A 21,647-nucleotide genomic window follows, 5' to 3' on the forward strand; every position below is an offset into this window, starting at 1 on the left:
CTCCTAAAGGCCGAGAATGGTCGACGCGATGATGGTGCGCTGTACCTCGTTGCTGCCGCCGTAGATCGAGGTCTTGCGGTAGTTCAGGTACGTCGGTGCCGCATCCTGTGCCCAGGCGGGCGTGGCAATGCCGTCGCCTGCCTCGAAGGGCAGAACATCGGGACCGGCCAGCTCCACGAACAGCTCGGTGGCGGCCTGCTGCAGCTGGCTGCCCCGCAGCTTGAGCACCGATGACGCCGGGTTCGGCTTGCCGTCGGCGGAGTCGCTCGACACTCGCATCTGGGTGAGCTCGAGCGCCAGCAGATCGTTCTCGAGTTCGGCGACCCGGGCGGCGAACAACGGGTCGTCGAGCGCCCCCAACGCCTCGGCGCGCTGCTTGAGTTCGGCGACACGGACCTTGGTGCGGGTCACCCCGGCGATACCGGTCCGCTCGTTGCCCAGCAGGAACTTCGCGTAGGTCCAGCCGTGGTTCTCCTCACCGACCAGCTGATCGGCGGGCACCCGCACGTCGGAGAAGAACACCTCGTTGACCTCGTAGCCGCCGTCGATCAGCTTGATCGGCCGCATGGTCACACCCGGTGTGTCGACCCGGAACAGCAAAAAGGAGATGCCAGCCTGTTTCTTGGGTGCCTGCGGGTCGGTTCGCACCAGGCAGAAGATCCAGTCCGCGTACTGGCCGAGCGTGGTCCAGGTCTTCTGCCCGTTGACGATGTAGCTGTCGCCGTCACGCACCGCTGTGGTGCGCAGGCTTGCCAGGTCGGAGCCGGCTTCTGGCTCGGAGAAGCCTTGGCACCACCAGATGTCCAGGTTGGCGGTGGCGGGCAGGAAGCGTTCCTTGATCTCCTGGGAGCCGAATTCCGCGATGACCGGGCCGACCATCTTGGCGTTGAAGGTCAGCGGTTCGGGCACCGACGCCAGCTGCATCTCGTCGTGCCAGATCTGGTGCTGGGTCAGCGTCCAGTCCTTGCCGCCCCACTCGACCGGCCAGTTCGGTACCGCCAGGCCGTTGGCGTTGAGGATGCGCTGGGTGGTGACGATGTCGTCGGGAAAGTTCGAATGACCCAACCGGCTGCGTTCGCGAATGTCAGCCGGGATCTCGGTGGTGAAGAAGGTCCGCATTTCGTCGCGGAACGCTGCCTCCTCCGCGCTCAGTGCCAGTCTCACGTCGACCTCCCGGTTGGTTGGGTGAACTCACGGTTGGTATGCACCCTAATCGCCACTTCCGCGGCGGTTCGGGGGAGGGCGTAGCGTGCGCTTTTGTAGGCTGGACCGCATGAGACGGTGGCTCGTCGCGCTCTGTGTCCTGGTCTTGTCTCTCGTGTCGTGCTCGGCGGGGACCGCGGAGAAGCCCCAGTCGGACTCATCGCCGGGGGCCCGGCAGACACCGGCCCCGCGACCGCCCGCGCACATCGGCCAAACGCTGGACTTGATGCGCATCGGCGGGCAGAAGATCGCCGTGACGTTGACGGAGGTGATCGCACCGGCGACCGTCCCGAACGGCTGGGGCACGGCGGGCAAGACCTATCTCGCGACCAAGCTGCGGATCGAGAACGCCGGGACGACGACCATCGTCGGCAACAGCAACAGCGACGTCACGGTGGTGGGTTCTGACGACCAGAACTACCACGCCGATTTCGCCACCGTGACCGAGTGCAAGGACTTCGCCTACGGCTGGTTCCTGATCCCCGCCGGCTCGTCGAACACCGGTTGCGTGGTCTTCGCGCTGCCCACCGGGGTTACCGCGGCCAAGGTCCGCTATGCGCCGTCGTCGGGTATCTCCCAAGACGTCGGGGAGTGGCTGAATTCCTAGCGCCACCGCTGGTTGCGCACAGTCTGCGGTTGATCCACAGATCAGTGTGGATCGAGCACTGAGCGAGCCGGAGGGACCGTGCCGGCGCCTACCGTCGGCGCATGGCACCAGAACCACCCGCAGAGCGGCTGCAGCGTCGGCTCGGACTGCTTCCGGAACCCGACTGTGGTGAGCGCACCGCCGACACCGACGACGACCATGACCAGAATTCGTTGCTGCCGCATTGGCTTCCGGACGGCGCGGCCGACGCGGGCTGGCTTGGCAAAGTGCGGGCCGACCCAGGCAAAGCTGCGGCGATCGCCTTGGCGGTGATCGCCGCGGTGGCGGTGCTCATCACGGTGTTTACCGTGCTGCGTGATCAGCCGGCGCCGGTGCTGAGCGCGAAACTGCCTCCGGTGGAGATGGTTTCGACAGCCGGCCCGCGCACCGACGAAGCGGCCGCCGGCGCCGCGGCACCGACCGCCGAGCAGGTCGTGGTCAGCGTGGTCGGTCTGGTGCAGAAGCCGGGCCTGGCGACGTTGTCGCCCGGATCGCGCATCGCCGATGCCCTGACCGCGGCCGGCGGGGCCCTCGACGGTGCGGATACGGTCGGACTGAATCTGGCCCGGCCCTTAGTCGATGGCGAACAGATCGTGGTCGGTCTGGCGCCGCCGGCGGGACTGCCGGTGCTGGGCAGTTCGGTGCGTGCCGGCTCGCCGGGACCGGCAGCACCCCGCACCAGCACGGTCCCCACCGGTCCAGAGCCCCACCAGGAACCGGGCGAGCCGGTCAACCTCAATACCGCGACGGTCGAGCAACTCGACGCCCTGCCCGGGGTGGGGCCGGTGACCGCGGCGGCGATCGTGGCCTGGCGCGACAGTCACGGGAAGTTCACCCGCGTCGATCAGCTCGGCGACGTTGACGGAATCGGCCCGGCGCGCCTGGAGAAGCTGCGTGCCCTGGTTCGTGTCTGAGTGTGACGTCGCCAGCGACCGAACCGGCGCCGACGGCTCGCCTCGACGTTCGGCTGGTGCCGGCGGCGGTGGTGGGCTGGCTGATCACCGCGGCCGGCATCCAGTGGCAGATCGGCGGCGTGCTGGCCGTGCTGTGTGCCCTGCTGGCTGTGGCCGCGGGCGTGCTGGGTCGGTCCGCCGGACGGCGGGGGCACCCGGGCCGGCGGTTGGTGGGTGCGGCGATTGCCGCGGCATCGATGGCGGGTGCGGGCTTCGGATGGGCTGTTGCCTTGCGTACCGCCGCCGTCGAGCACCACCCGATCGCGGCGTTGTTCGGCACCACCGCGGCGGTGACGGTCACCCCGAATGAGAGTCCACTGCCCGCCGGCGCCCGGCGAGTGATGTTCCGGGCCACCTTGCAGCGCCTCGACGACGCCGTCGCTTCGGGCCGGGTGCTGGTATTCGCCTCCGGCGTCGAATTCGGCGAGGTGATGGTCGGCCAGTCGATGACGTTCCGCGCCAAGGTCGCCCGCCCAGCTCGGCGGGATCTGTCGGTGGCGATGCTCACCGCCAGCGGCGCTCCGGTGCGCGGGCAGCCCGGGCCCGTGGCGCGGGCAGCGCATCGGGTTCGGGCCCGGTTCGCGGCCGCCGCCACGCGAGTGCTGCCCGCCGAGCAGGCCCGGATGCTGCCCGCGTTGGTGCTCGGCGACACCACCGCGATCACGGCCGCCACCGGCCGGGACTTTCGGGCCGCGGGGTTGACGCATCTGATGGCGGTCTCCGGGGCCAACGTGACGATCGTGTGCGGTGCGGTGCTGTTTTCAGCGCGGCTGGTCGGGCCGCGGGCCGCCGCGGTACTGGCCGGGGGCGCCTTGGTCGCATTCGTGATCGTCGTGCAGCCCACCGCCAGCGTGTTGCGGGCGGCGGTGATGGGCGCCATTGCGCTGTTGGGCGTGCTGTCAGCTCGCAACCGTCAGGCGGTGCCGAGTCTGGCAGCCAGTGTGCTGGTGCTGCTGGCGTTGGCCCCGCACCTGGCGGTCGACGTCGGTTTCGCGCTGTCGGTGGTGGCCACCGCGGCGCTGGTGCTCCTCGCGCCGGTCTGGACGGCCCGGCTGGAGGCGCATGGCTGGCCTCGACCGCTGGCCGCCGCGGTCTGCGTGGCGTGGGCGGCCAACCTGGTCACCGCGCCGTTGATCGCCGGTATCTCCGGCCGGCTCAGCCTGGTCAGTACAGTGGCCAACCTTGCGGTTGCGGCGCTGGTCGCGCCGATCACCGTGCTCGGCAGCGCGGCCGCGGTGCTGTGCGGGTGGTGGCCGGCAGGCGCCTACCTGTTGATCCGTTTCACCGGACCGGAGTTGTGGTGGGTGTGCCGTGTCGCACGCTGGGCGGGCGGACTCCCCGCCGCCACCGTGCCGGTGCCGCAGGGCGCAGCGGGCGTCGTCGGGGTCGGCGCAGCAGCAGTCCTGGTGGTGATCTGTTGGCGATGGCGGTGGTGCCGCCGGGTGCTGGCCGCATTGGGGCTGTGCCTGCTGGCGTGGTCGGCCGCGCAGGTGTTGACCGGCTGGGCGGGAGTCGGTGCAGCGTGACACGATTGGCGGGTGAGCCAATCGGTTTCGCCACTGCATCTGATCCTTGGGGACGAGGAACTGCTGGTCGAACGGGCCGTTGGCCAGGTGCTTGCCGGGGTGCGGGCGCAGGCCGGCAGCACCGATATCCCGGTTGACCGGTTGCGTGCCGGTGAGGTCGAGGCGGGCGAACTCGCCGAGCTGCTGAGCCCCTCGCTGTTCGCGGACGAACGGGTGGTGGTGCTCGAGGCCGCGGCCGAAGCAGGCAAGGAGGCGGTGGCGCTGATCGCTGCCACGGCCGAGGATGTCCCGCCGGGCACCGTGCTGGTGGTGGTGCATTCGGGTGCGGGTCGGGCCAAGGCGCTGGCCGGGCAGTTGCGGGAACTCGGCGCCGAAGTGCACACCTGTGCGCGCATCACTAAGGCCGCTGAGCGTGCTGACTTTGTGCGTGCCGAGTTCCGCGGGCTCAAGGTCCGGGTCGACGACGCATGCGTGACGGCGCTGCTCGATGCGGTGGGTTCGGACATCCGCGAACTGGCCTCGGCCTGCTCGCAGCTGGTCGCGGACACCGGCGGGCACGTCGACGCCATCGCCGTGCGCCGCTATCACAGCGGCAAAGCCGAGGTGAAAGGGTTCGACGTCGCCGATCGGGCGGTCGTGGGCGACCTCGCCGGTGCCACCGAGGCTCTGCGCTGGGCGATGATCCGTGGCGAACCGCATGTGGTGCTGGCCGACGCGCTGGCCGAAGCGATTCACACCATCGCGCGGGTGCGGGCCAAGTCCGGTGACCCCTACCGGCTGGCCGGTGACTTGGGCATGCCGCCCTGGCGGGTGCAGAAGGCGCAGAAGCAGGCCCGGTTTTGGTCGCCGGGAACGATAGCGGCAGCGGTGCGGCTGGTGGCCGCCCTCAACGCCGACGTCAAGGGCGCCGCTGCCGACGCCGACTACGCCTTGGAGGCCGCGGTACGCGGCGTCGCCGAGTTGGCCGACCGCTGATCCAGGCAACACGAAGGCCCCTGTTCCGGGTGGAATCAGGGGCCTGCGCTTGCGGGCTATCCGCTAGGTCAGAGCTGGTTGAGCGCCTTCGCCAGCGCCGACTTCTTGTTGGCGGCCTGGTTCTTGTGGATGACGCCCTTGCTGGCGGCCTTGTCCAGCTTGCGGCTGGTCGAGACCAGCAGCACGCCGGCCTTGTCCTTGTCGCCGGCGGCGGCGGCCTCGCGGAAGGCACGGATCGCGGTGCGCACCGCCGACTTCACCGACTGGTTGCGCAGCCGGGCTTGCTCGTTGGTCCGGTTGCGCTTCACCTGCGACTTGATGTTGGCCACGGAGTAATTCCTTCGCAAAAGCTTGAGTTGGGTTTGCCTCCCGAGGCGGGAGCAACAGCTGTTCAGGGTACCAGCTGGTTCGGTAACTCCCCAACTCGCCTCAGCTGCGGGCGGTCACCTCGACTCGGTGCAGGTCGTCGCCGAGTTCGATCGGCCCGTCGAACTCCGCGGCGGCCAGCGCCCGCCACTGCTCTTCCTGCCCGGGCGCGATGGCGGGCACATAGTGGGTCAGCACCAGAATGCCCGCCCCGGCCCGTTTGGCGGTCGCGGCAGCCTGGGCCACCGAGGAGTGGTAGTCGCAGATATCGCGGATGCGCTGCTGGGGCAGCAACGCGATCAGGTCGCTGCGGATGACGGTGTGCACCAACGCACCGGCTCCGGCCGCCAGCTCGTCGAGGCTGTCGCAGGGCACGGTGTCGCCGGCCATCACCACCGAGGCGGTCCCGGTGTCGTCGGAGTGCTCGATTCGGAAGCCGATGGTAGGTGTCACCGGCCGGTGGTCGGTGGGCGCCACGGTGATCCGCACCTGGTCGCGGTCCCAGACCAGTCCGGTGGTGTATTCCTGCACGTCGACCGGGGGAGGGGCGGTCAGATCGTCGTGGTGAGCAATGCGGTAGCCGATGTCGTGACCGAAGGCGCGCAGAGTCGCCTCAACGACCTCTGCGGTGCCCGGTGGTCCGATGACTGGCAGCGGCGGAGCGTCGGGCGTGAAGGTGGTGACCCAGCGGGTGATCAGTAGGTCGCCCAGGTCGGCGATGTGGTCACTGTGCAGGTGGGTGAGCAGCAGCGCCGACAGACTGCTGGCCGAGGCCCCAGCCGCGGCCAGACGCTGCAGAACACCGCGTCCGCAGTCGACCAGCAGTTGCTGGCCCCCGGCTCGGATCAGGGTCGACGGGCCGGCGCGGTTCGGGTCGGGGATCGGACTTCCGGTGCCCAGCAGGGTGATCTCGATCGTCATGACGTCACATATGCCACAGATGCCGCCCGCGCGCCACGGGATCGGCCGAGTTTTGCTTTCGGCGCCCCCTGTTCGGCCAAATGGCCTAGCCTGGTGTGAAGCAGATCACTGCGGCGGGAGGCTTCGATGCGGATCGCGGACGTATTACGGAACAAGGGTGCGGCGGTAGTGACCATCCACCCCGATGCCACGGTCATGGAGTTGCTGGCGGGCTTGGCTGAGCACAACATCGGGGCGATGGTGGTGATCGGACATGAGGGCCTGGAGGGGGTGGCCTCCGAGCGTGACGTGGTACGCCAGCTGCACGTCCACGGCGCCAGTCTGTTGGCTCGGCCGGTGTCGGCCATCATGACCCGCCTGGTGGCGACCTGCGCCAAGACCGACACCGCCGACGAGGTCAGCATGTTGATGACCGAGCACCGTGCGCGTCACATACCGGTGCTCGAAAACGGCCGGTTGGCCGGGATCGTCAGCATCGGCGACGTCGTCAAGTCTCGAATGGAAGAGTTGCAAGCCGAGCACGAGCAACTGCGCGACTACATCGCCCAGGGCTAGCCGGTTGCAGCGTCAGCTCCACGCGTAGTCGCTGCGCAGTCGAGCTGCCACCACATCGAACGCCGAACGCTCCAGAATGGCGCCTTCGCGCCGGATCGACTCCTCGGGCACGTCTAGCACCCGGTCAAGCCGCACCCAGCTGACCCGGTGAGCGTCATCCCAGCTGCCCGCGCCGATGCCGACCCAGTTCGGGTCCTCGGCATGCCGTTGCCTGCTGGACAGCATCAGGCCCAGCAGCATGTTGCGGTCGCGGCCGACGACCAACACCGGCCGGTCTTCTCCTTGTAAGGGCCCCTGGCCCGCAATGTCCTCGTAGGCCACCCAGGTCCAGACGATCTCGCCGGGGTCCGCGCGACCGTTGAGGTCGGGGGCGTAGACGAGCCGGCGTGCCCGGTGCGCGGTGGGAACACTGCTGTCGGTCACTGGACGGCCGGCGGCGATCTCCGTAGCCGGCTCCGAGGTCGCGCCGCTGAGGATGTCCAGACCGATCCTGATGCCCTGCTCGATACCGCGCTGGATGCGCTGCTGTACCTGCGGTGCCTGCTCGAGTTGGCGGATGAACCGTGGGGCTTCGTTGAACACCAGGTTCTCTGCGAATCGCTGCACCGACTGCCATGGGGTCTTCCGCGGGGAAGCCATGCTCGCAGCATAGGCGAAACCCGTTTCTGGCACTGGTTTCCGGCCGCCGCGACGCCGTCTCAGCGGCGGCGTTTCCTTGACGCCAACGTAACCAAAAGGCACAGGAATCTGTACGAAAACTGAAGCGCCACTTGTGTTGTCCGCAGAGACCCATCGGCGTACGGTACGGGAATATTGATTAACCGGGGGCTTCTTTTCACCGGGCCGGCGCAGCTACATCCGGGGCGTCAGCCGGACGGAAGATCTCAATCGGGGAGTGGAAGTCGCCGAAAACTGCAGTCTGGGGAGGGTCTTGGCCTTCCTCCGGGGGTGCTTGAGCTGGGGTAAGTCACCGCCCGGAACGGCATGTACGGCAACGCGTTCGCCGGCAGCTGATGCCTTTGGCTGAGTCGGGGGGTGATCGCCCGGGTCTTCTTATGCACCGAGGGGCTATCAGGAGGTATATGGATTTGCGCAACTATCACGCAGCGTCTACATCGCAACCGGAGTAGTGAAACTGACAGAGTCCCTGTGGCTTTCAGTGAGGGGGCCGGGGGGCTCCTGGGGCGGACTACGGCCCAAAGAGACATCGCGAAAGGCATTGAACATGAACATTCGCAAAATCGTCGTCGTCGGTGGCTTCGCCGCCGGCGCGGTGCCTACAGCGTCTTCAACGGTGCGATGGTCCCGTTGGACGACGGCATCAACTCGCTGCTGTACGCGATGATGAACAACGGCGCCGTGCTCGACTGGGACGGCGGCACCGGCGACCTGTTCGGCGGGAGCAGCATGGAGGCCATCGCCAACGGCGCCGACACCGGCTGGGCGGAAGCCATGAGCTATTTCCAGTTCGCCTGGGGCGACCTGCTGGGCTACTTCGGCGTCTTCGACTCCTAGCCGCCGCCCGAAGCCGAACCCCCGGAGGATCGTCTCCGGGGGTTCCGTCGGCTGCGGCAGCGTCGGGCCGGTCGTTCACTTGAAAATTTCCTCATCATCCAACGCTGTGTAATGCGCCGCCCATTTTGTGGCCCATGAAACGCGCCGACGTGCGTAAATCCCGCTCACTGCGGGCCCAGCATGGGGCAAGGGCTCGAGGAAACCAAAGTGAAAGTGAACATTCACTTGCGTTAGTCACAGGTGCTTGTTAGATTTAACCCGGCTTACAGCAACGTTGCTGGGGGGAGCCGCCGGTGGGGACGGGAAAATTAGCCGCCGGCCAGTATGTAGGGGATTTTGGGGGATCAACATGCGTAAATTCGGCGTGATCGGCAGTTTTGTCGCTGGTGCGGCACTCGCGTTGGCGCCGTTGGCGGCCGCCGCCGACGAGGAGACCGACAACCTTCCGGACTTCAGCAACATCCTGTTGGGTCAGGTTCAGTCGATGAACTGGCTCTTCGGAGCCCAGGCCTCGGCGTCGGGTGTCGACAGCGACCTGATCACCCCCGGCGCGCCCACGCTCGCTGACCCGCTGTCGTTCAGCACCATTTCCGCAGACGACTTGGCGGATAACGCGACCTTCGCGGCCATGCTGTTCGGCCCGAATTGGGAAAGCGAAATGTCTTCGGACCCGGGCTCCTACAGCTTGTTCAACGGTGCGCTGACGCAGTTCTACGACGCCAGCAACGTCTTGTTGTTCGCACTGATGACCGGTGGTGACGAGATTCAGCTCGAAGACGCCGGCAACTACCTGTTCGGTTCGGAAAGCGGGATCATCGACGGGCTGGCCGGTGACGGCGTCTTCGCCGACTTCACCAATTTCTTCGAGGCCGGCCTGGCAGATCTGGGCGGGTACTTCGGGTTCGGGCTCGACATGTAAACCGGTGCTAAGCGCAAACCCCCGGGACTGGGTGCCGGTGGCGGTTTCAAGGGGTCGTCGCAACACTGGTGGTTAATTGGCCAGTAGTAGATCACGCAGACGCTCGGCTGGGGTATCCCAGCCGAGCGTTTTGCGTGGGCGGCCGTTGAGTTCTTGGGCGACGTGTTCGAGGTCTTCGGGTCCGTAGACGCTCAGATCGGTGCCTTTGGGGAAGTACTGTCGCAGCAGTCCGTTGGTGTTCTCGTTGCTGCCACGCTGCCAGGGGCTGGCCGGGTCGCAGAAGTACACGGCCATGTCGGTGGCCATGCTGAACTGCTTGTGCCGCGCCATCTCAGCGCCTTGGTCCCAGGTCAGTGATCCGCGCAGGTGATCGGGTAGGTCCTTAATCGCCGCGATCAGGGCATCGCGCACGGAGTCGGCATCGTGCCCGCCTGGTAGGTGCAGCAGCATCGTGTAGCGGGTCGCTCGCTCGACGAGGGTGCCGATCGCGGTCTGGTTCTTCTCACCGGTGATCAGGTCACCTTCCCAATGCCCGGGCACCGCTCGGTCTTCGACCTCAGCGGGGCGGTCGCTGATCATCACCATCGGGTCGGTGAACCGCTGATACCGCTCACCTTCTTTGCGATGCGGTTTACGTCTCGTTCGTCCAGTCCGAAGTGCATGCTGCACTTCTCGTTTCAAGCCACCTCGCGCCTGGAAGTACAGGGCCTGGTAGATCGTCTCGTGGCTCACCCACATACTCTCGTCGTCGGGATGATCCCGGCGCAGGCGGTGCGAGATCTGCTCCGGTGACAGCTTGCGCGACAAGCCTTCCTCAACCGCCTCCCGCAGGACCGTGTTCACCACCAGTTTGGACGCCTTGGGCCGCGCCCGGGCCGCTGCTGCCACACGGTCGGCCTGATACGGCAGATACCGGCCATCAATACTGTGCCTGCGGACTTCCCGCGAGACGGTGGAGACGTTCTTACCGATCCGATCGGCGATCGTCTGCTGTGACTCCTTCCCGAGGAGTCCGTCGGCGATCGCTACCCGGTCCTCGATCGACAGATACCGGCCATCGATTGCCGGCCGCGCGGTGTCATCGCAGGTCACATGAGTCACGGATTGTTTGTAAACGGTCTGGCGGTTGTAGTCCACGACCCGGCCATCGGGGTAGATCCGCATGTTGTGGGTGTGGCGGATCCCCTGGCGCCAGTCCCGCGCGGTCCGCTGGTTCACACCGACCTCACGAGCTGCCCGCGCGGTTGACCAGCCCGCCGCGATCAGCTCCAGGCAACGGCGTTTGGCCTCGGGCTTGCCCCTCGGCAAGATCTTCTCGCTGGTGACCAGATTCTCGGCGACCAATATTCGGCGCGCCACCGAATGCGACACCCCACATGCTTTCGCCGCCTGGTTGATCGAACCCGTCTCGTCGAATACGGCCACGATGACGTCCCGGTCAGCAACCCCACGCTGATCACCGCACTTGCCAGGACCCCGCGCCTGCCCGGCAGGCCGGCCGATCGACCGCAGAATCGCATAACACCGATCACGGGATAGACCGACTGCGACCGCAGCCTCCTTCACCGCAACCCCGGCATCGACCAACCTTGCTAGCTGGTCACCGAACCGCGCACAGTCCTCCGAAAACGACATGGTCGCCGCAACCTCTCATCGAGAGTGTTGCGACGACCATGTGAACCCGCCGGTCTCCGGGGGTTTCGCCTTGCCGGGCCTGGCCTCTTCCGAAGTCCACCTGGAGCCGGGTGGGCCACCTGCTCGGCTCCAGGGTGTGCGGTTCACATGCGACGGCGCCGGCGGGGTGGCCCCGGGCCGGTGCGATTGGGTCCGCACCGGCTCGACTCGATACCCTGGTAACGCCACAACTCGCCTCACCAGGAGATCCCCATCAGCAGTTTCGCCGACCAGACCTTCACCGCGCCGGCGCAGATACGGAACTTCTGCATCATCGCCCACATCGACCATGGCAAATCCACCCTGGCCGACCGGATGCTGCAGCTCACCGGCGTCGTCGACGACCGATCGATGCGTGCCCAGTACCTGGACCGAATGGACATCGAGCGGGAACGCGGCATCACCATCAAGGCGCAGAACGTTCGGCTGCCCTGGACGGTCAAGGACGACCCGGAGACGGGCCCGCGTAACGGAGCTGAAGCCGGCGACTACGTGCTGCACCTGATCGACACCCCCGGTCACGTCGACTTCACCTACGAGGTGTCGCGCGCGCTGGAGGCCTGCGAGGGCGCCATTCTGCTGGTCGACGCCGCCCAGGGCATCGAAGCCCAGACCCTGGCGAACCTGTACCTGGCGCTGGACCGTGAGCTCACGATCATCCCGGTGCTCAACAAGATCGACCTGCCCGCGGCCGACCCGGAGCGTTACGCCGCGGAACTGGCCCACATCATCGGGTGCGAGCCCGAAGACGTGCTGAAAGTCTCCGGTAAGACCGGCGAAGGCGTGGCCGAGTTGCTCGACGAAGTGGTGAAGCAGGTGCCGGCGCCCACCGGCGACGCCGACGCGCCGGCACGGGCGATGATCTTCGACTCCGTCTATGACATCTACCGCGGAGTGGTCACGTATGTCCGGGTCGTCGATGGCAAGATCACCCCTCGCGAGAAGATCGCGATGATGTCCACCGGTGCCACCCACGAGCTGCTCGAGGTCGGCATCGTCTCCCCGGAACCCAAGGCCACCAAGGGCCTTGGCGTGGGCGAGGTGGGTTACTTGATCACCGGTGTGAAGGACGTGCGTCAATCGAAGGTCGGCGACACCGTCACCACTGCCCGGGGCGGGGCCACCGAGGCGCTCACCGGATACCGCGAGCCCAAGCCCATGGTTTATTCCGGGCTCTACCCGGTCGACGGGTCTGACTACCCGAACCTGCGCGAGGCGCTGGACAAACTGCAGCTCAACGATGCTGCCCTGACCTACGAGCCGGAAACCTCGGTGGCATTGGGCTTCGGCTTCCGGTGCGGCTTCCTGGGCCTGCTGCACATGGAGATCACCCGAGAGCGGCTGGAACGCGAGTTCAACCTCGACCTGATCTCAACCTCGCCCAACGTTGTCTACCGGGTGATCGCTGAAGACAACAGCGAGATCGTCGTCACCAACCCGTCGGACTGGCCGGAAGGCAAGATCCGCACCGTCTTTGAGCCGGTCGTCAAGACCACCGTGATCGCCCCGAGCGAGTTCGTCGGCACCATCATGGAACTGTGCCAGTCTCGCCGTGGGGAACTCGGCGGCATGGACTACCTCTCTCCGGAACGTGTCGAACTGCGCTACACGATGCCGTTGGGCGAGATAATCTTCGACTTTTTCGATTCGCTGAAGTCGCGCACGCGGGGCTACGCCAGCCTGGACTACGAAGAGGCCGGCGAGCAGGAGGCCGACTTGGTCAAAGTCGACATCCTGCTGCAGGGCGAGGCGGTGGACGCGTTCAGTGCGATCGTCCACAAAGACTCGGCTTCGGCCTACGGCAACAAGATGACCACCAAGCTCAAGGAACTGATTCCGCGTCAGCAGTTCGAAGTTCCGGTGCAGGCCGCGATCGGCTCGAGAATCATTGCCCGCGAAAACATCCGGGCCATCCGTAAGGACGTGCTGTCCAAGTGCTACGGCGGTGACATCACCCGTAAGCGCAAACTGCTGGAGAAGCAGAAAGAGGGCAAGAAGCGGATGAAGACCATCGGCCGGGTCGACGTGCCGCAGGAGGCGTTCGTCGCGGCGCTGTCGACCGACAGTGGGGGCTCTGCCGGGGATAAGGCCAAGAAGTAGTGGCCGTCCGGGCAGGCGCAGTCGCGGCGGGCGCTGCGGCAGTCGCGCTGTTGGCCGGTGGGTGCACCACGGTGGTTGCCGGAACCGTCCGGCCCGCCCCCGGATTGGCGCCGACGCCCGTGACCGGGATGGCGGTCCGTCAGGTCCTGCTCGACGACTCAGAGCTGTCGAAGCTGACCGGCCGGCCTTTCCGCAGTGATCTCACCCTGCCGCCGCGGTTCGGCGGCCTCGACGATCTGCCCGACGCCTGGGCATCGGCGGAGCCGGGAGACTGCGTCGGTGCAGCGGTGGGCGGCCAGCGCAGCGTTTACAGCGTCGCGACGGTGCGCGACGTGGCCCACGAGTTCTGGGACAGCTCAAGCGACGAGGATTCGCCGCTGACCGGGGTGGCCGAGGCGGTGATCGCGCTGGACAGTTCCGCAGACGCCGACGCGCTCTTCGAGAAGTTCGCTCAGCAGTGGGGCAGCTGTGACGGGGTAGTGGTGACGCGGGACAGCGGGACTGACGACGAGGCCAGCGGTGAGATCACCGACGTCTCCGACCAGGACGCGGTATTGGTGGCCACGGTGCGAACCAGCGTGGATGGCGAGGCGGGACTACGGGTTTCGCGGGCGCTCGCGGCGCGGGTGAACTGTGTCGTCGATGTCGACGTGTTCTGGTTCGTCGACGAGGAGGAACACTCGGGGGCGCCACCTGCGGGGGACAGCACCGCCGCTGACCTGGCCCGCGCGATGTTGGACAAGGTGCGCAACATCAGCGGGTAGAGGCGGGACCGGCGTGACAAGCGCACTACATCGGCGCGTTCGCGGGCTGGAAACCGCCGGTGGAGTCGGCCTCCTCCTCGGCCCGAATCACGTGGACGACCGCGTTGATCAGCGCCAGGTGGGTGAAGGCCTGCGGGAAGTTGCCCAAGTGCCGGCCGGTGCGGGGCTCGATCTCCTCGGCGTAGAGATGCAACGGGCTGGCGAACGACAGCAGCCGCTCACACAGGTGCTTGGCCCGGCTCACCTCGCCGATCTCCACCAGTGCCGATACCAGCCAGAACGAGCAGATGGTGAAGGTGCCCTCGGCGCCGGACAGCCCGTCGTCGGTCTCCTCGGTGCGATAGCGCAGCACCAGGCCGTCTTCGGTGAGTTCTTCGGCGATCGCCATGACGGTGGCGCGCACCCGCGGATCGTCGGCCGGCAGGAAGCGGGTCAGCACCACCAGCAGCAACGATGCGTCCAGTGCGGTGCTGCCGTAAGTCTGGGTCAGCACGCCGCGGGAATCCACTCCGTTGGCCAGCACGTCGGCCTTGATCTCCTCGGCGATCGCCCGCCACTGCTTGGCGTAGGAGACCGCGCCCTGCAGTTCGGCCAGTTTCGACCCGCGGTCCAGCGCCACCCAGCACATCACCTTCGACGAGGTGAAGTGCTGCGGTTCGCCGCGCACCTCCCAGATGCCTCGGTCGGGTTCGCGCCAGTGCTTGATGGCCTCTTCCACCTGACGTTTCAGCACCGGCCACAGGGTTTCTGGGATCTGCTCGCGAGACTTGGCGTGCAGGTAGACCGAGTCCAGCATGGTGCCCCAGATGTCGTGCTGTTGCTGGTTGTAGGCGCCATTGCCGATTCGCACCGGACGGGCGTTGTCGTAGCCGGACAGGTGGTCCAACTCCTGCTCGACCAGTTCATGCTCCCCGCCGACGCCGTACATCACCTGCAACGGGTGTTGTTGTCCGTTGTTCACGCCGGACACGTCGGCGATGAACGAGAAGAAGTCGTCGGCCTCGCGGTCTAGGCCCAGTGTGTACAGGCCCCACAGCGTGAATGCCGAGTCGCGCACCCAGCTGTATCGGTAGTCCCAATTCCGTTCGCCCTGAGGCGTTTCCGGCAGCGATGTGGTGGGCGCAGCCAGCAGTGCCCCGGTCGGCGAGTACGTCAGACCCTTCAGCGTCAGCGCGCTGCGCTGCAGGTACGAGCGCCACGGATGGTCGGGGAAGTTGCCGATGTTGATCCATTGCCGCCAGCATTCGGTGGTGTTCCACATCTTGTCTGCGGCTTCGGCATAGCTTTGCGGCGCGGGGTGTTTCGACCAGCTCAAGGCCACGAAGACGTCATCCCCCTCGGTCAGCCGGGTGCGGGCCCGGGCTTCACGGCCCTCCAGTCCCAGCCGCAGATTCGTTGTCAGTCGCAGGGTCGGATGGGCATCCGGATTCTGCCGGGCCCGCGCGATCGCCTCGCCGTAGGCGTTGGCCGAGTATTCCCAGGTGGCGCTGGTGCGGTGATAGTCGAACGCCGGCTCGCAGCTCATGGTCAGCTCGACGGTGCCACTGACGCAACGCACCGTGCGCAGCAGGATGTGCTCGGCGTCCCAGTCGGTGGGGGTGCGCCGGTGAGTCTGCGATCGTGCGTCGATGTCGTGCCATTTGCCCATCACCAGCGCGTCCCGCACGATCAGCCAGCCGGTGTGGGTCTGCCACGTGGTTTCCATGATCGGACTTCCGGGCAGGTAGCGGCGGGCCGCGGGCACCGACACCCCGTAGGGCCCGAGCCGGAAATGTCCGGCGCTGCGGTCCAACAGCGCACCGAAGACGCTGGGGGAGTCCGGGCGCGGCAGGCACATCCACTCCACCGATCCCGCTGCCGAGATCAGGCAGGTGTTCTCGCAGTCCGACAGAAACGCGTAGTCGGCGATCGGGGGAAACGGATTGCGGACCGAACTCGGTGTCGCCGCATACGGCACTGGGGCGGTCGCCGACAACGGGGGTGGCGTCGGAGCCGCGGTGCTGGTGCCTCCGGTGGACGCGGGGGTCTCCGAGGCGGTCTTGGCGGGTGCATCGCCCGGCGGGGTGTGCAGGTCCATGCCGTCATCATCTCTGGCGGCATGCCGCACGTCTACCCGGATCGGCCGATCGTGGCTCCGGCCGCAGGCTCGCCACGGCCACGGCGGCGACCCGCTTCGCCGCACTTGCGATCGCCGCTAAGGTTATGGGGGTGGTGGGCTTCCTGGGCTGGTGGGACGGTGTTGAGCTGTGGCTGTCGGGCCTCGGTTTCGTGGTACAGACCGCGGTGGTGATGCCGGTGGTGCTGTTGCTGGCCTACGGTCTTGCCTCGGCGCTGGACGCGGTGCTGGGAGAGGGAATTCGGGTGCGGGAACGAGTCCGGCACGGTCGCGACGGTGGGGTCCGCTGATGCCTCGTTCGCAGGTGACGTTGGTGCTGGTCGGGCTGATTGTGCTGGTGATCGTCAGCTGGTTGCTGACCCGCTAGGCCCGCTGCACCGGGCTGGACGCTGCCCGCCCCGGCCTCTGTTATGCTTCCCCGCATGTTCGCAGCGACCGGTGACCGGCAGCGCCAGTTTTTGGCGTTCCCGAAGCTCGCCGTGATCACTTCCGCTGTGGCCGACCTGCACTGTTGTCGCTGATACCGCACCCGTCGGCGTACCGGTGTCGTCTTTGTTGACGCACGTTCTGGAGAATCGAACGCCTTTCGCGATCCGACGGACAAGCATTCTTGCCGACGTCGATACGGATCGCACGAAAGGTCATCAATGCCCAACACCATCGCGCGGAGCATCGCGCTGGCCCTGGCCACCGCCATGGCAGTCACCACACTCGCCGGGTGTGGCGGCGGACCCAGCGATGTCGTCGGAGGTGGCGAGCGCTCCGAAGCGCACACCACCCTGACGCTGGTGGCATACGCGGTTCCAGAACCCGGCTGGAGCAAGGTGATCCCAGCCTTCTACAACACCGAGGAGGGCGCCGACGTTCAGGTCGTCACCTCATATGGCGCATCGGGCGATCAGTCCCGCGGGGTCGCCAGCGGCAAACCCGCTGACATCGTGAACTTCTCGGTGGAACCCGACGTCACCCGATTGGTGAAGGCCGGCAAGGTCGCCGAGGACTGGAACGCCGATGTCACCAGGGGTATCCCGTTCGGTTCGGTGGTGACTTTGGTAGTGCGGCAGGGCAACCCCAAGCACATCAACGACTGGGACGACCTATTGCGGCCCGGGGTCGAGGTGATCAGCCCCAGCCCGCTGAGTTCTGGATCTGCCAAATGGAATCTGCTGGCTCCTTACGCCGTCAAGAGCGAGGGAGGCAAGAACCCGCAGGCCGGCCTGGACTTCATCGAGAAGCTGGTCGGTGACCATTTCAAGCTGCGCCCGGGCTCCGGTCGCGAGGCCACCGACGTGTTCCTGCAGGGCAGTGGCGACGTGCTGATCAGCTATGAGAACGAGGCTATCGCGGTCGAGCGCAAGGGCAAGCCGGTGGAGCACGTCAACCCGTCGCAGACCTTCAAGATCGAAAACCCGTTGGCTGTGGTGACCTCCAGTCGCCACCTTGACACCGTCACCGCGTTCAAGAATTTCCAGTACACGTCGGCGGCGCAGCGGCTGTGGGCCGAAGCCGGGTTCCGTCCGGCCGACCCGAGCATCGCCGAGGAATTCCGAAACGCGTTCCCGGATCCCGACAAGCTGTGGACCATCGCCGATCTCGGCGGGTGGGACGTTGTCGACAACTCGCTCTTCGACAAGTCGAACGGCGCCATCACCAAGATCTACACCCGGGTCACCGGATGAGCGCCGTACCGGTCACCGAGGAGACTCGGCTCGGCGACGGCGGGTCGCACTCCAGGTTCCGGCGTGAAGGGGTGTCGCTGCGCGTCGGTGCCGCCACGGTGTGGCTGTCGCTGATCGTGTTGGCGCCGCTGTCAGCGATCGCCTGGCAGGCCGGCGGCGGTGGATGGCGCGCCTTCGAGTTGGCGGTCACCTCGCACGCGGCGCTGCAGTCGTTCCGGGTGACGCTGACGATCGCGGCCGGCGTCACCGTGCTCAACCTGGTGTTCGGCCTGTTGATCGCGTGGGTTCTGGTGCGCGACGACTTCTTTGGCAAGCGCTTCATCGATGTGATCATCGATCTGCCGTTCGCGTTGCCCACCATCGTCGCGAGCCTGGTGATGCTGGCGCTCTACGGCCCCGCCAGCCCGGTGCACGTGCACCTGCAGCACACCGCCTGGGGCGTCGGCCTGGCGTTGGCGTTCGTCACGCTGCCCTTTGTGGTGCGGTCGGTGCAACCGGTGCTGCTGGAGATCGACCGGGAGGTCGAGGAAGCGGCCGCGTCGCTGGGTGCCTCCGGGCTGACCATCTTCCGCGCCGTGGTGCTGCCGGCGCTGACTCCGGCATTGTTGACGGGGGCGGGACTGGCGTTCTCCCGGGCGATCGGCGAGTTCGGCTCGGTGGTGTTGATCGGTGGCGCGGTGCCCGGTAAGACCGAGGTTTCCTCGCAGTGGATCCGCACCCTGATCGAGAACGACGACCGGACCGGGGCGGCGGCGATCTCGTTGGTGCTGCTCGCGGTTTCCTTCCTGGTGCTGCTCGCGTTGCGGGTGCTGGGATCGCGCGTGAGCAAGCGGCAGGAGAGGTCCTGATATGACGTCGACACGAAAATTCCGCTATCTGTTCCGGTTCCTGGCGGTGGCCTACGTCGGGCTGCTGTTGGTCGTCCCGGTGTCGCTGATCCTGTGGCGCAGCTTCGCGCCCGGGTTCGGGCAGTTCTTCGACTACATCTCCACCCCGGCTGCCATCTCAGCGCTGCAGCTGTCGCTGCTGGTGGTGGCCATCGTGGTGCCGCTGAACGTCATCTTCGGCATTCCGACCGCATTGGTGTTGGCGCGCAATAAATTCCGCGGCAAGGGCGCACTGCAGGCGATTATCGACCTGCCCTTCGCGGTCTCTCCGGTGATCGTCGGCGTGGCGCTGGTCGTGCTGTGGGGATCGGCTGGGCTGTTGGGCTTCGTCGAGAACGACTGGGGCTTCAAGATCATCTTCGGTCTGCCCGGCATCGTGCTGGCCAGCATCTTCGTCACGCTGCCGTTCGTGATCCGGGAAGTCGAACCGGTGCTGCACGAACTGGGCACCGACATGGAAGAGGCGTCGGCCACGCTGGGCTCGAGCTGGTGGCAGACGTTCTGGCGGATCACGCTGCCGTCGATCCGCTGGGGGCTGACGTACGGGATCGTGCTGACGGTGGCGCGCACCCTCGGCGAGTACGGTGCGGTGTTGATCGTGTCGTCGAACCTGCCCGGAAAATCCCAGACGCTGACGTTGCTGGTTTCTGACCGCTACAACCGCGGCGCCGAATACGGCGCCTACGCCTTGTCCACGCTGCTGATGACAGTGTCGGTGTTGGTCTTGATCGTTCAGGTGGTGCTCGACGTTCGGGCCGGAAAGGGAGACAAATGAGCAACGCAATCACGGTGCGTGGGGCGAACAAGCGCTACGGCGACTTCGTCGCGTTGGATAACGTCGACTTCGCGGTCCCGTCGGGTTCGCTGACGGCGCTGCTGGGCCCCAGCGGCTCGGGTAAGTCGACGCTGCTGCGGGCCATCGCCGGCCTGGATCACCCGGACAGCGGAACGGTCACCATCAACGGGGTCGACGTCACCGGTGTGCCGCCGCAGCGGCGCGGGATCGGATTCGTCTTTCAGCACTACGCGGCTTTCAAGCACATGACGGTGCGCGACAACGTGGCGTTCGGGCTCAAGATTCGCAAGCGGCCCAAGGCAGAGATCAAGGAAAAGGTCGACAACCTGCTGGAAGTGGTGGGACTCAGCGGTTTTCAGACCCGCTATCCCAACCAGTTGTCCGGCGGTCAGCGTCAGCGGATGGCCCTGGCGCGTGCCCTCGCGGTGGACCCGCAGGTGTTGCTGCTCGACGAGCCGTTCGGGGCGCTGGACGCCAAGGTCCGGGAAGACCTGCGGGCCTGGCTGCGCCGGCTGCACGACGAGGTGCATGTCACCACGGTGCTGGTCACCCACGATCAGGCCGAGGCGCTGGACGTCGCGGACCGGATCGCCGTGCTGAACCAGGGCCGTATCGAGCAGCTCGGTACCCCGACCGAGGTTTACGACGCTCCGGCGAACGCGTTCGTCATGTCGTTCTTGGGCGCGGTGTCCTCGCTCAACGGAGCGTTGGTCCGTCCGCACGACATCCGGGTCGGCCGCACCCCCGATATGGCGGTGTCCGCGGCCACCGTGGACGGCGCCGACGGGGTCGGGGTTTTGCGTGCCACCGTCGACCGGGTGGTGACTTTGGGCTTCGAAGTACGGGTCGAGCTCACCAACGCCGCCACGGGAGTGCCGTTCACCGCCCAGATCACCCGCGGCGACGCCGAAGCGCTCGCACTGGCCGAGGGGGACACCGTCTACGTGCGGGCCACCCGGGTGCCTCCGTTGAGTGACGTGGCGGCAGTAGGCGCGCCGGCGGTGCCGGCGTAGCGGCGCCAGATGTGTCCGGGCAAGGCCCGCCTTGGTGCGGGCCGTCCGGAATCCGTGAATCCACGAGTGACGCGTCGCTGCCTATTATCTGGATTCTGGTCCCGATTAGTTGACCTGAGACCACCCTTCAGCTAAGTTTTGCTCACGTTCAGTTCAGGTGATTCCCATACTCAGGGGGTGCTGGTGTCTTCTCGCCTTGGCAACCGGCCGCAGCGGCGTCGCGCCGGGCGGGCCGCAACGGCGTCCATGGCGCTGGGGATGACCATGCTGTTCGTCGGCAGCGCGCACGCCGATATTCCCGACTTCGACGACGTGCTGGGGGACACCGCCGTTCCGGTGGCGGACATCAGCACCGACGCGGACTCGCTGTCGACGCCGGATGGGCTGATCTTCGAGCCGCAGCTGGACCTCGATAGCCCCCTGGCTCAGCTCTCTTCGGAGACCGGTCCTGTGGTGGATGCGGACTCCGGTACGTCGACGCTACCGGTGGTGGGAGCGGAGGAGTTCGGTGCGACTCACGAGGTTGCCGGTCCGGCTGCGGCCACGACGGTTCCTCCGGGTCTTCACGAAGAAATCCAGTACTACCAAGCGATGTTGGCGAACTACGCCTCGCAGCGGGTCTACCTCTCCCCAGAGGAACGTGCGTTCTACGACCCGTATTACGAGAACCTCGCAAAGAGCCTGCAAATAATGCAGTGTTGGGAGCTCACCGGCGATATGAATAGTTGTATGGGCGTGCCCGGGGGCGGCGGCTTTCCAGGCGGCATCGGCAATCTTCCGGACATGAATGCGCCCTGGGCAGATCCTCTCCAGCTGCACAATCAAGTGGAGGACACAGTATTTCGCTTCATCAACGACCTTTTCATCGCGCCCCTATATATCGTTGGCAGCTGGATCTACACCGTTGGCACCTGGATCGGCTGGGCCACTGACCCTCTACTGCCGGTAGCGAAGTTCGCGACCGAAGTCGCCCACAACGTCGCGAAGGGGCTTGCCGACATGGTGGTAGGGCTGGCACGCGCTGTCACCGGCACGTAGT

21 protein-coding genes and 1 pseudogene are annotated in these 21,647 nt (G+C 66.5%); 16 read left to right on the forward strand and 6 right to left on the reverse strand.

Going from position 1 to position 21,647, the window contains the following annotated elements; genetic code table 11:
• Positions 1 to 3: 3 nt before the first annotated feature.
• Positions 4 to 1,164: an acyl-CoA dehydrogenase family protein gene (locus tag EJK91_RS09255; protein WP_024440743.1), complete on the reverse strand. Its 1,161-nt coding sequence runs from the start codon at positions 1,162 to 1,164 to the stop codon at positions 4 to 6.
• Between the two features lie 109 nt (positions 1,165 to 1,273).
• On the opposite strand from EJK91_RS09255, the gene EJK91_RS09260 reads away from it, so the two are divergent.
• The 4 genes from EJK91_RS09260 (at position 1,274) to holA (ending at position 5,303) form a co-directional block, all read left to right on the forward strand.
• Complete coding sequence (locus tag EJK91_RS09260) at positions 1,274 to 1,810, forward strand: DUF4352 domain-containing protein (RefSeq protein WP_036457069.1); 537 nt, start codon at positions 1,274 to 1,276, stop codon at positions 1,808 to 1,810.
• A gap of 101 nt (positions 1,811 to 1,911) precedes the next feature.
• Positions 1,912 to 2,763 (forward strand): ComEA family DNA-binding protein, encoded by an 852-nt coding sequence (locus EJK91_RS09265; RefSeq protein WP_024440741.1) that lies wholly within the window; start codon positions 1,912 to 1,914, stop codon positions 2,761 to 2,763.
• Positions 2,764 to 2,765: 2 nt separating this feature from the next.
• Complete coding sequence (locus tag EJK91_RS09270; protein WP_046302084.1) at positions 2,766 to 4,328, forward strand: ComEC/Rec2 family competence protein; 1,563 nt, start codon at positions 2,766 to 2,768, stop codon at positions 4,326 to 4,328.
• A gap of 12 nt (positions 4,329 to 4,340) precedes the next feature.
• Entirely contained in the window at positions 4,341 to 5,303 is a 963-nt protein-coding gene (holA, locus tag EJK91_RS09275; protein ID WP_024440739.1) for a DNA polymerase III subunit delta, read from the forward strand.
• Positions 5,304 to 5,371: 68 nt separating this feature from the next.
• On the opposite strand, the gene rpsT is transcribed toward holA, so the two are convergent.
• On the reverse strand, positions 5,372 to 5,632 hold the full coding sequence (gene rpsT / locus EJK91_RS09280) for a 30S ribosomal protein S20 (RefSeq protein WP_024440738.1): 261 nt from the start codon (positions 5,630 to 5,632) through the stop codon (positions 5,372 to 5,374).
• A 100-nt stretch (positions 5,633 to 5,732) separates the two neighbouring features.
• A complete protein-coding gene (locus EJK91_RS09285) occupies positions 5,733 to 6,590 on the reverse strand; it encodes a ribonuclease Z (protein ID WP_024440737.1) in 858 nt (285 codons plus the stop codon).
• Between the two features lie 126 nt (positions 6,591 to 6,716).
• Here EJK91_RS09285 and EJK91_RS09290 point away from each other — a divergent pair, with 126 nt between their 5' ends.
• The gene (locus tag EJK91_RS09290; RefSeq protein WP_024440736.1) at positions 6,717 to 7,145 is read left to right on the forward strand and encodes a CBS domain-containing protein; all 429 of its coding nucleotides are present in this window, start codon (positions 6,717 to 6,719) and stop codon (positions 7,143 to 7,145) included.
• Positions 7,146 to 7,157: 12 nt separating this feature from the next.
• Here EJK91_RS09290 and EJK91_RS09295 read toward each other — a convergent pair whose 3' ends face one another.
• Entirely contained in the window at positions 7,158 to 7,784 is a 627-nt protein-coding gene (locus EJK91_RS09295; protein WP_125078786.1) for a type II toxin-antitoxin system PemK/MazF family toxin, read from the reverse strand.
• A 660-nt stretch (positions 7,785 to 8,444) separates the two neighbouring features.
• On the opposite strand from EJK91_RS09295, the gene EJK91_RS09300 reads away from it, so the two are divergent.
• Complete coding sequence (locus EJK91_RS09300) at positions 8,445 to 8,660, forward strand: hypothetical protein (RefSeq protein ID WP_125078787.1); 216 nt, start codon at positions 8,445 to 8,447, stop codon at positions 8,658 to 8,660.
• 349 nt (positions 8,661 to 9,009) lie between these two features.
• Positions 9,010 to 9,579 carry a hypothetical protein gene (locus EJK91_RS09305; RefSeq protein WP_231383968.1) on the forward strand — a complete coding sequence of 190 codons (570 nt, stop codon included), beginning with the start codon at positions 9,010 to 9,012 and terminating at the stop codon, positions 9,577 to 9,579.
• A gap of 72 nt (positions 9,580 to 9,651) precedes the next feature.
• Here EJK91_RS09305 and EJK91_RS09310 read toward each other — a convergent pair whose 3' ends face one another.
• Positions 9,652 to 10,851, reverse strand: a complete 1,200-nt coding sequence (locus tag EJK91_RS09310; protein ID WP_444850807.1) for an IS30 family transposase — start codon at positions 10,849 to 10,851, stop codon at positions 9,652 to 9,654.
• Positions 10,852 to 11,399: 548 nt separating this feature from the next.
• On the opposite strand from EJK91_RS09310, the pseudogene lepA reads away from it, so the two are divergent.
• A pseudogene (gene lepA, locus EJK91_RS09315) lies at positions 11,400 to 13,353 on the forward strand (translation elongation factor 4).
• A complete protein-coding gene (locus tag EJK91_RS09320) occupies positions 13,353 to 14,117 on the forward strand; it encodes a sensor domain-containing protein (RefSeq protein ID WP_024440731.1) in 765 nt (254 codons plus the stop codon). Before lepA ends, EJK91_RS09320 begins: the two are co-directional and overlap by 1 nt.
• A 25-nt stretch (positions 14,118 to 14,142) precedes the next feature.
• Here the strand turns inward: EJK91_RS09320 and EJK91_RS09325 are convergent, their stop codons facing one another.
• Entirely contained in the window at positions 14,143 to 16,194 is a 2,052-nt protein-coding gene (locus EJK91_RS09325; RefSeq protein ID WP_024440730.1) for a glycoside hydrolase family 15 protein, read from the reverse strand.
• A gap of 131 nt (positions 16,195 to 16,325) precedes the next feature.
• On the opposite strand from EJK91_RS09325, the gene EJK91_RS09330 reads away from it, so the two are divergent.
• From EJK91_RS09330 to EJK91_RS09355, 7 genes are all read left to right on the forward strand, one after another.
• Positions 16,326 to 16,523: a hypothetical protein gene (locus EJK91_RS09330; protein ID WP_369797563.1), complete on the forward strand. Its 198-nt coding sequence runs from the start codon at positions 16,326 to 16,328 to the stop codon at positions 16,521 to 16,523.
• A 132-nt stretch (positions 16,524 to 16,655) separates the two neighbouring features.
• Positions 16,656 to 16,754: an Ms4533A family Cys-rich leader peptide gene (locus EJK91_RS23115; protein WP_346773465.1), complete on the forward strand. Its 99-nt coding sequence runs from the start codon at positions 16,656 to 16,658 to the stop codon at positions 16,752 to 16,754.
• A 174-nt stretch (positions 16,755 to 16,928) separates the two neighbouring features.
• Positions 16,929 to 17,912, forward strand: a complete 984-nt coding sequence (locus EJK91_RS09335; RefSeq protein ID WP_036457166.1) for an extracellular solute-binding protein — start codon at positions 16,929 to 16,931, stop codon at positions 17,910 to 17,912.
• Positions 17,909 to 18,760 (forward strand): sulfate ABC transporter permease subunit CysT, encoded by an 852-nt coding sequence (gene cysT, locus EJK91_RS09340; protein WP_024440727.1) that lies wholly within the window; start codon positions 17,909 to 17,911, stop codon positions 18,758 to 18,760. The genes EJK91_RS09335 and cysT overlap by 4 nt, the downstream gene beginning before the upstream one ends.
• Position 18,761: 1 nt before the next feature.
• Positions 18,762 to 19,574, forward strand: a complete 813-nt coding sequence (gene cysW, locus EJK91_RS09345; RefSeq protein WP_024440726.1) for a sulfate ABC transporter permease subunit CysW — start codon at positions 18,762 to 18,764, stop codon at positions 19,572 to 19,574.
• Entirely contained in the window at positions 19,571 to 20,608 is a 1,038-nt protein-coding gene (locus EJK91_RS09350) for a sulfate/molybdate ABC transporter ATP-binding protein (protein WP_046301782.1), read from the forward strand. The genes cysW and EJK91_RS09350 overlap by 4 nt, the downstream gene beginning before the upstream one ends.
• Positions 20,609 to 20,866: 258 nt before the next feature.
• Positions 20,867 to 21,646, forward strand: a complete 780-nt coding sequence (locus EJK91_RS09355) for a hypothetical protein (RefSeq protein WP_125078788.1) — start codon at positions 20,867 to 20,869, stop codon at positions 21,644 to 21,646.
• Position 21,647 lies beyond the last annotated feature (1 nt).

Origin of the sequence: Mycobacterium sp. P7213 (genome assembly GCF_900604305.1) — a bacterium.
In the GTDB taxonomy this organism is placed as follows: Bacteria; Actinomycetota; Actinomycetes; order Mycobacteriales; family Mycobacteriaceae; genus Mycobacterium.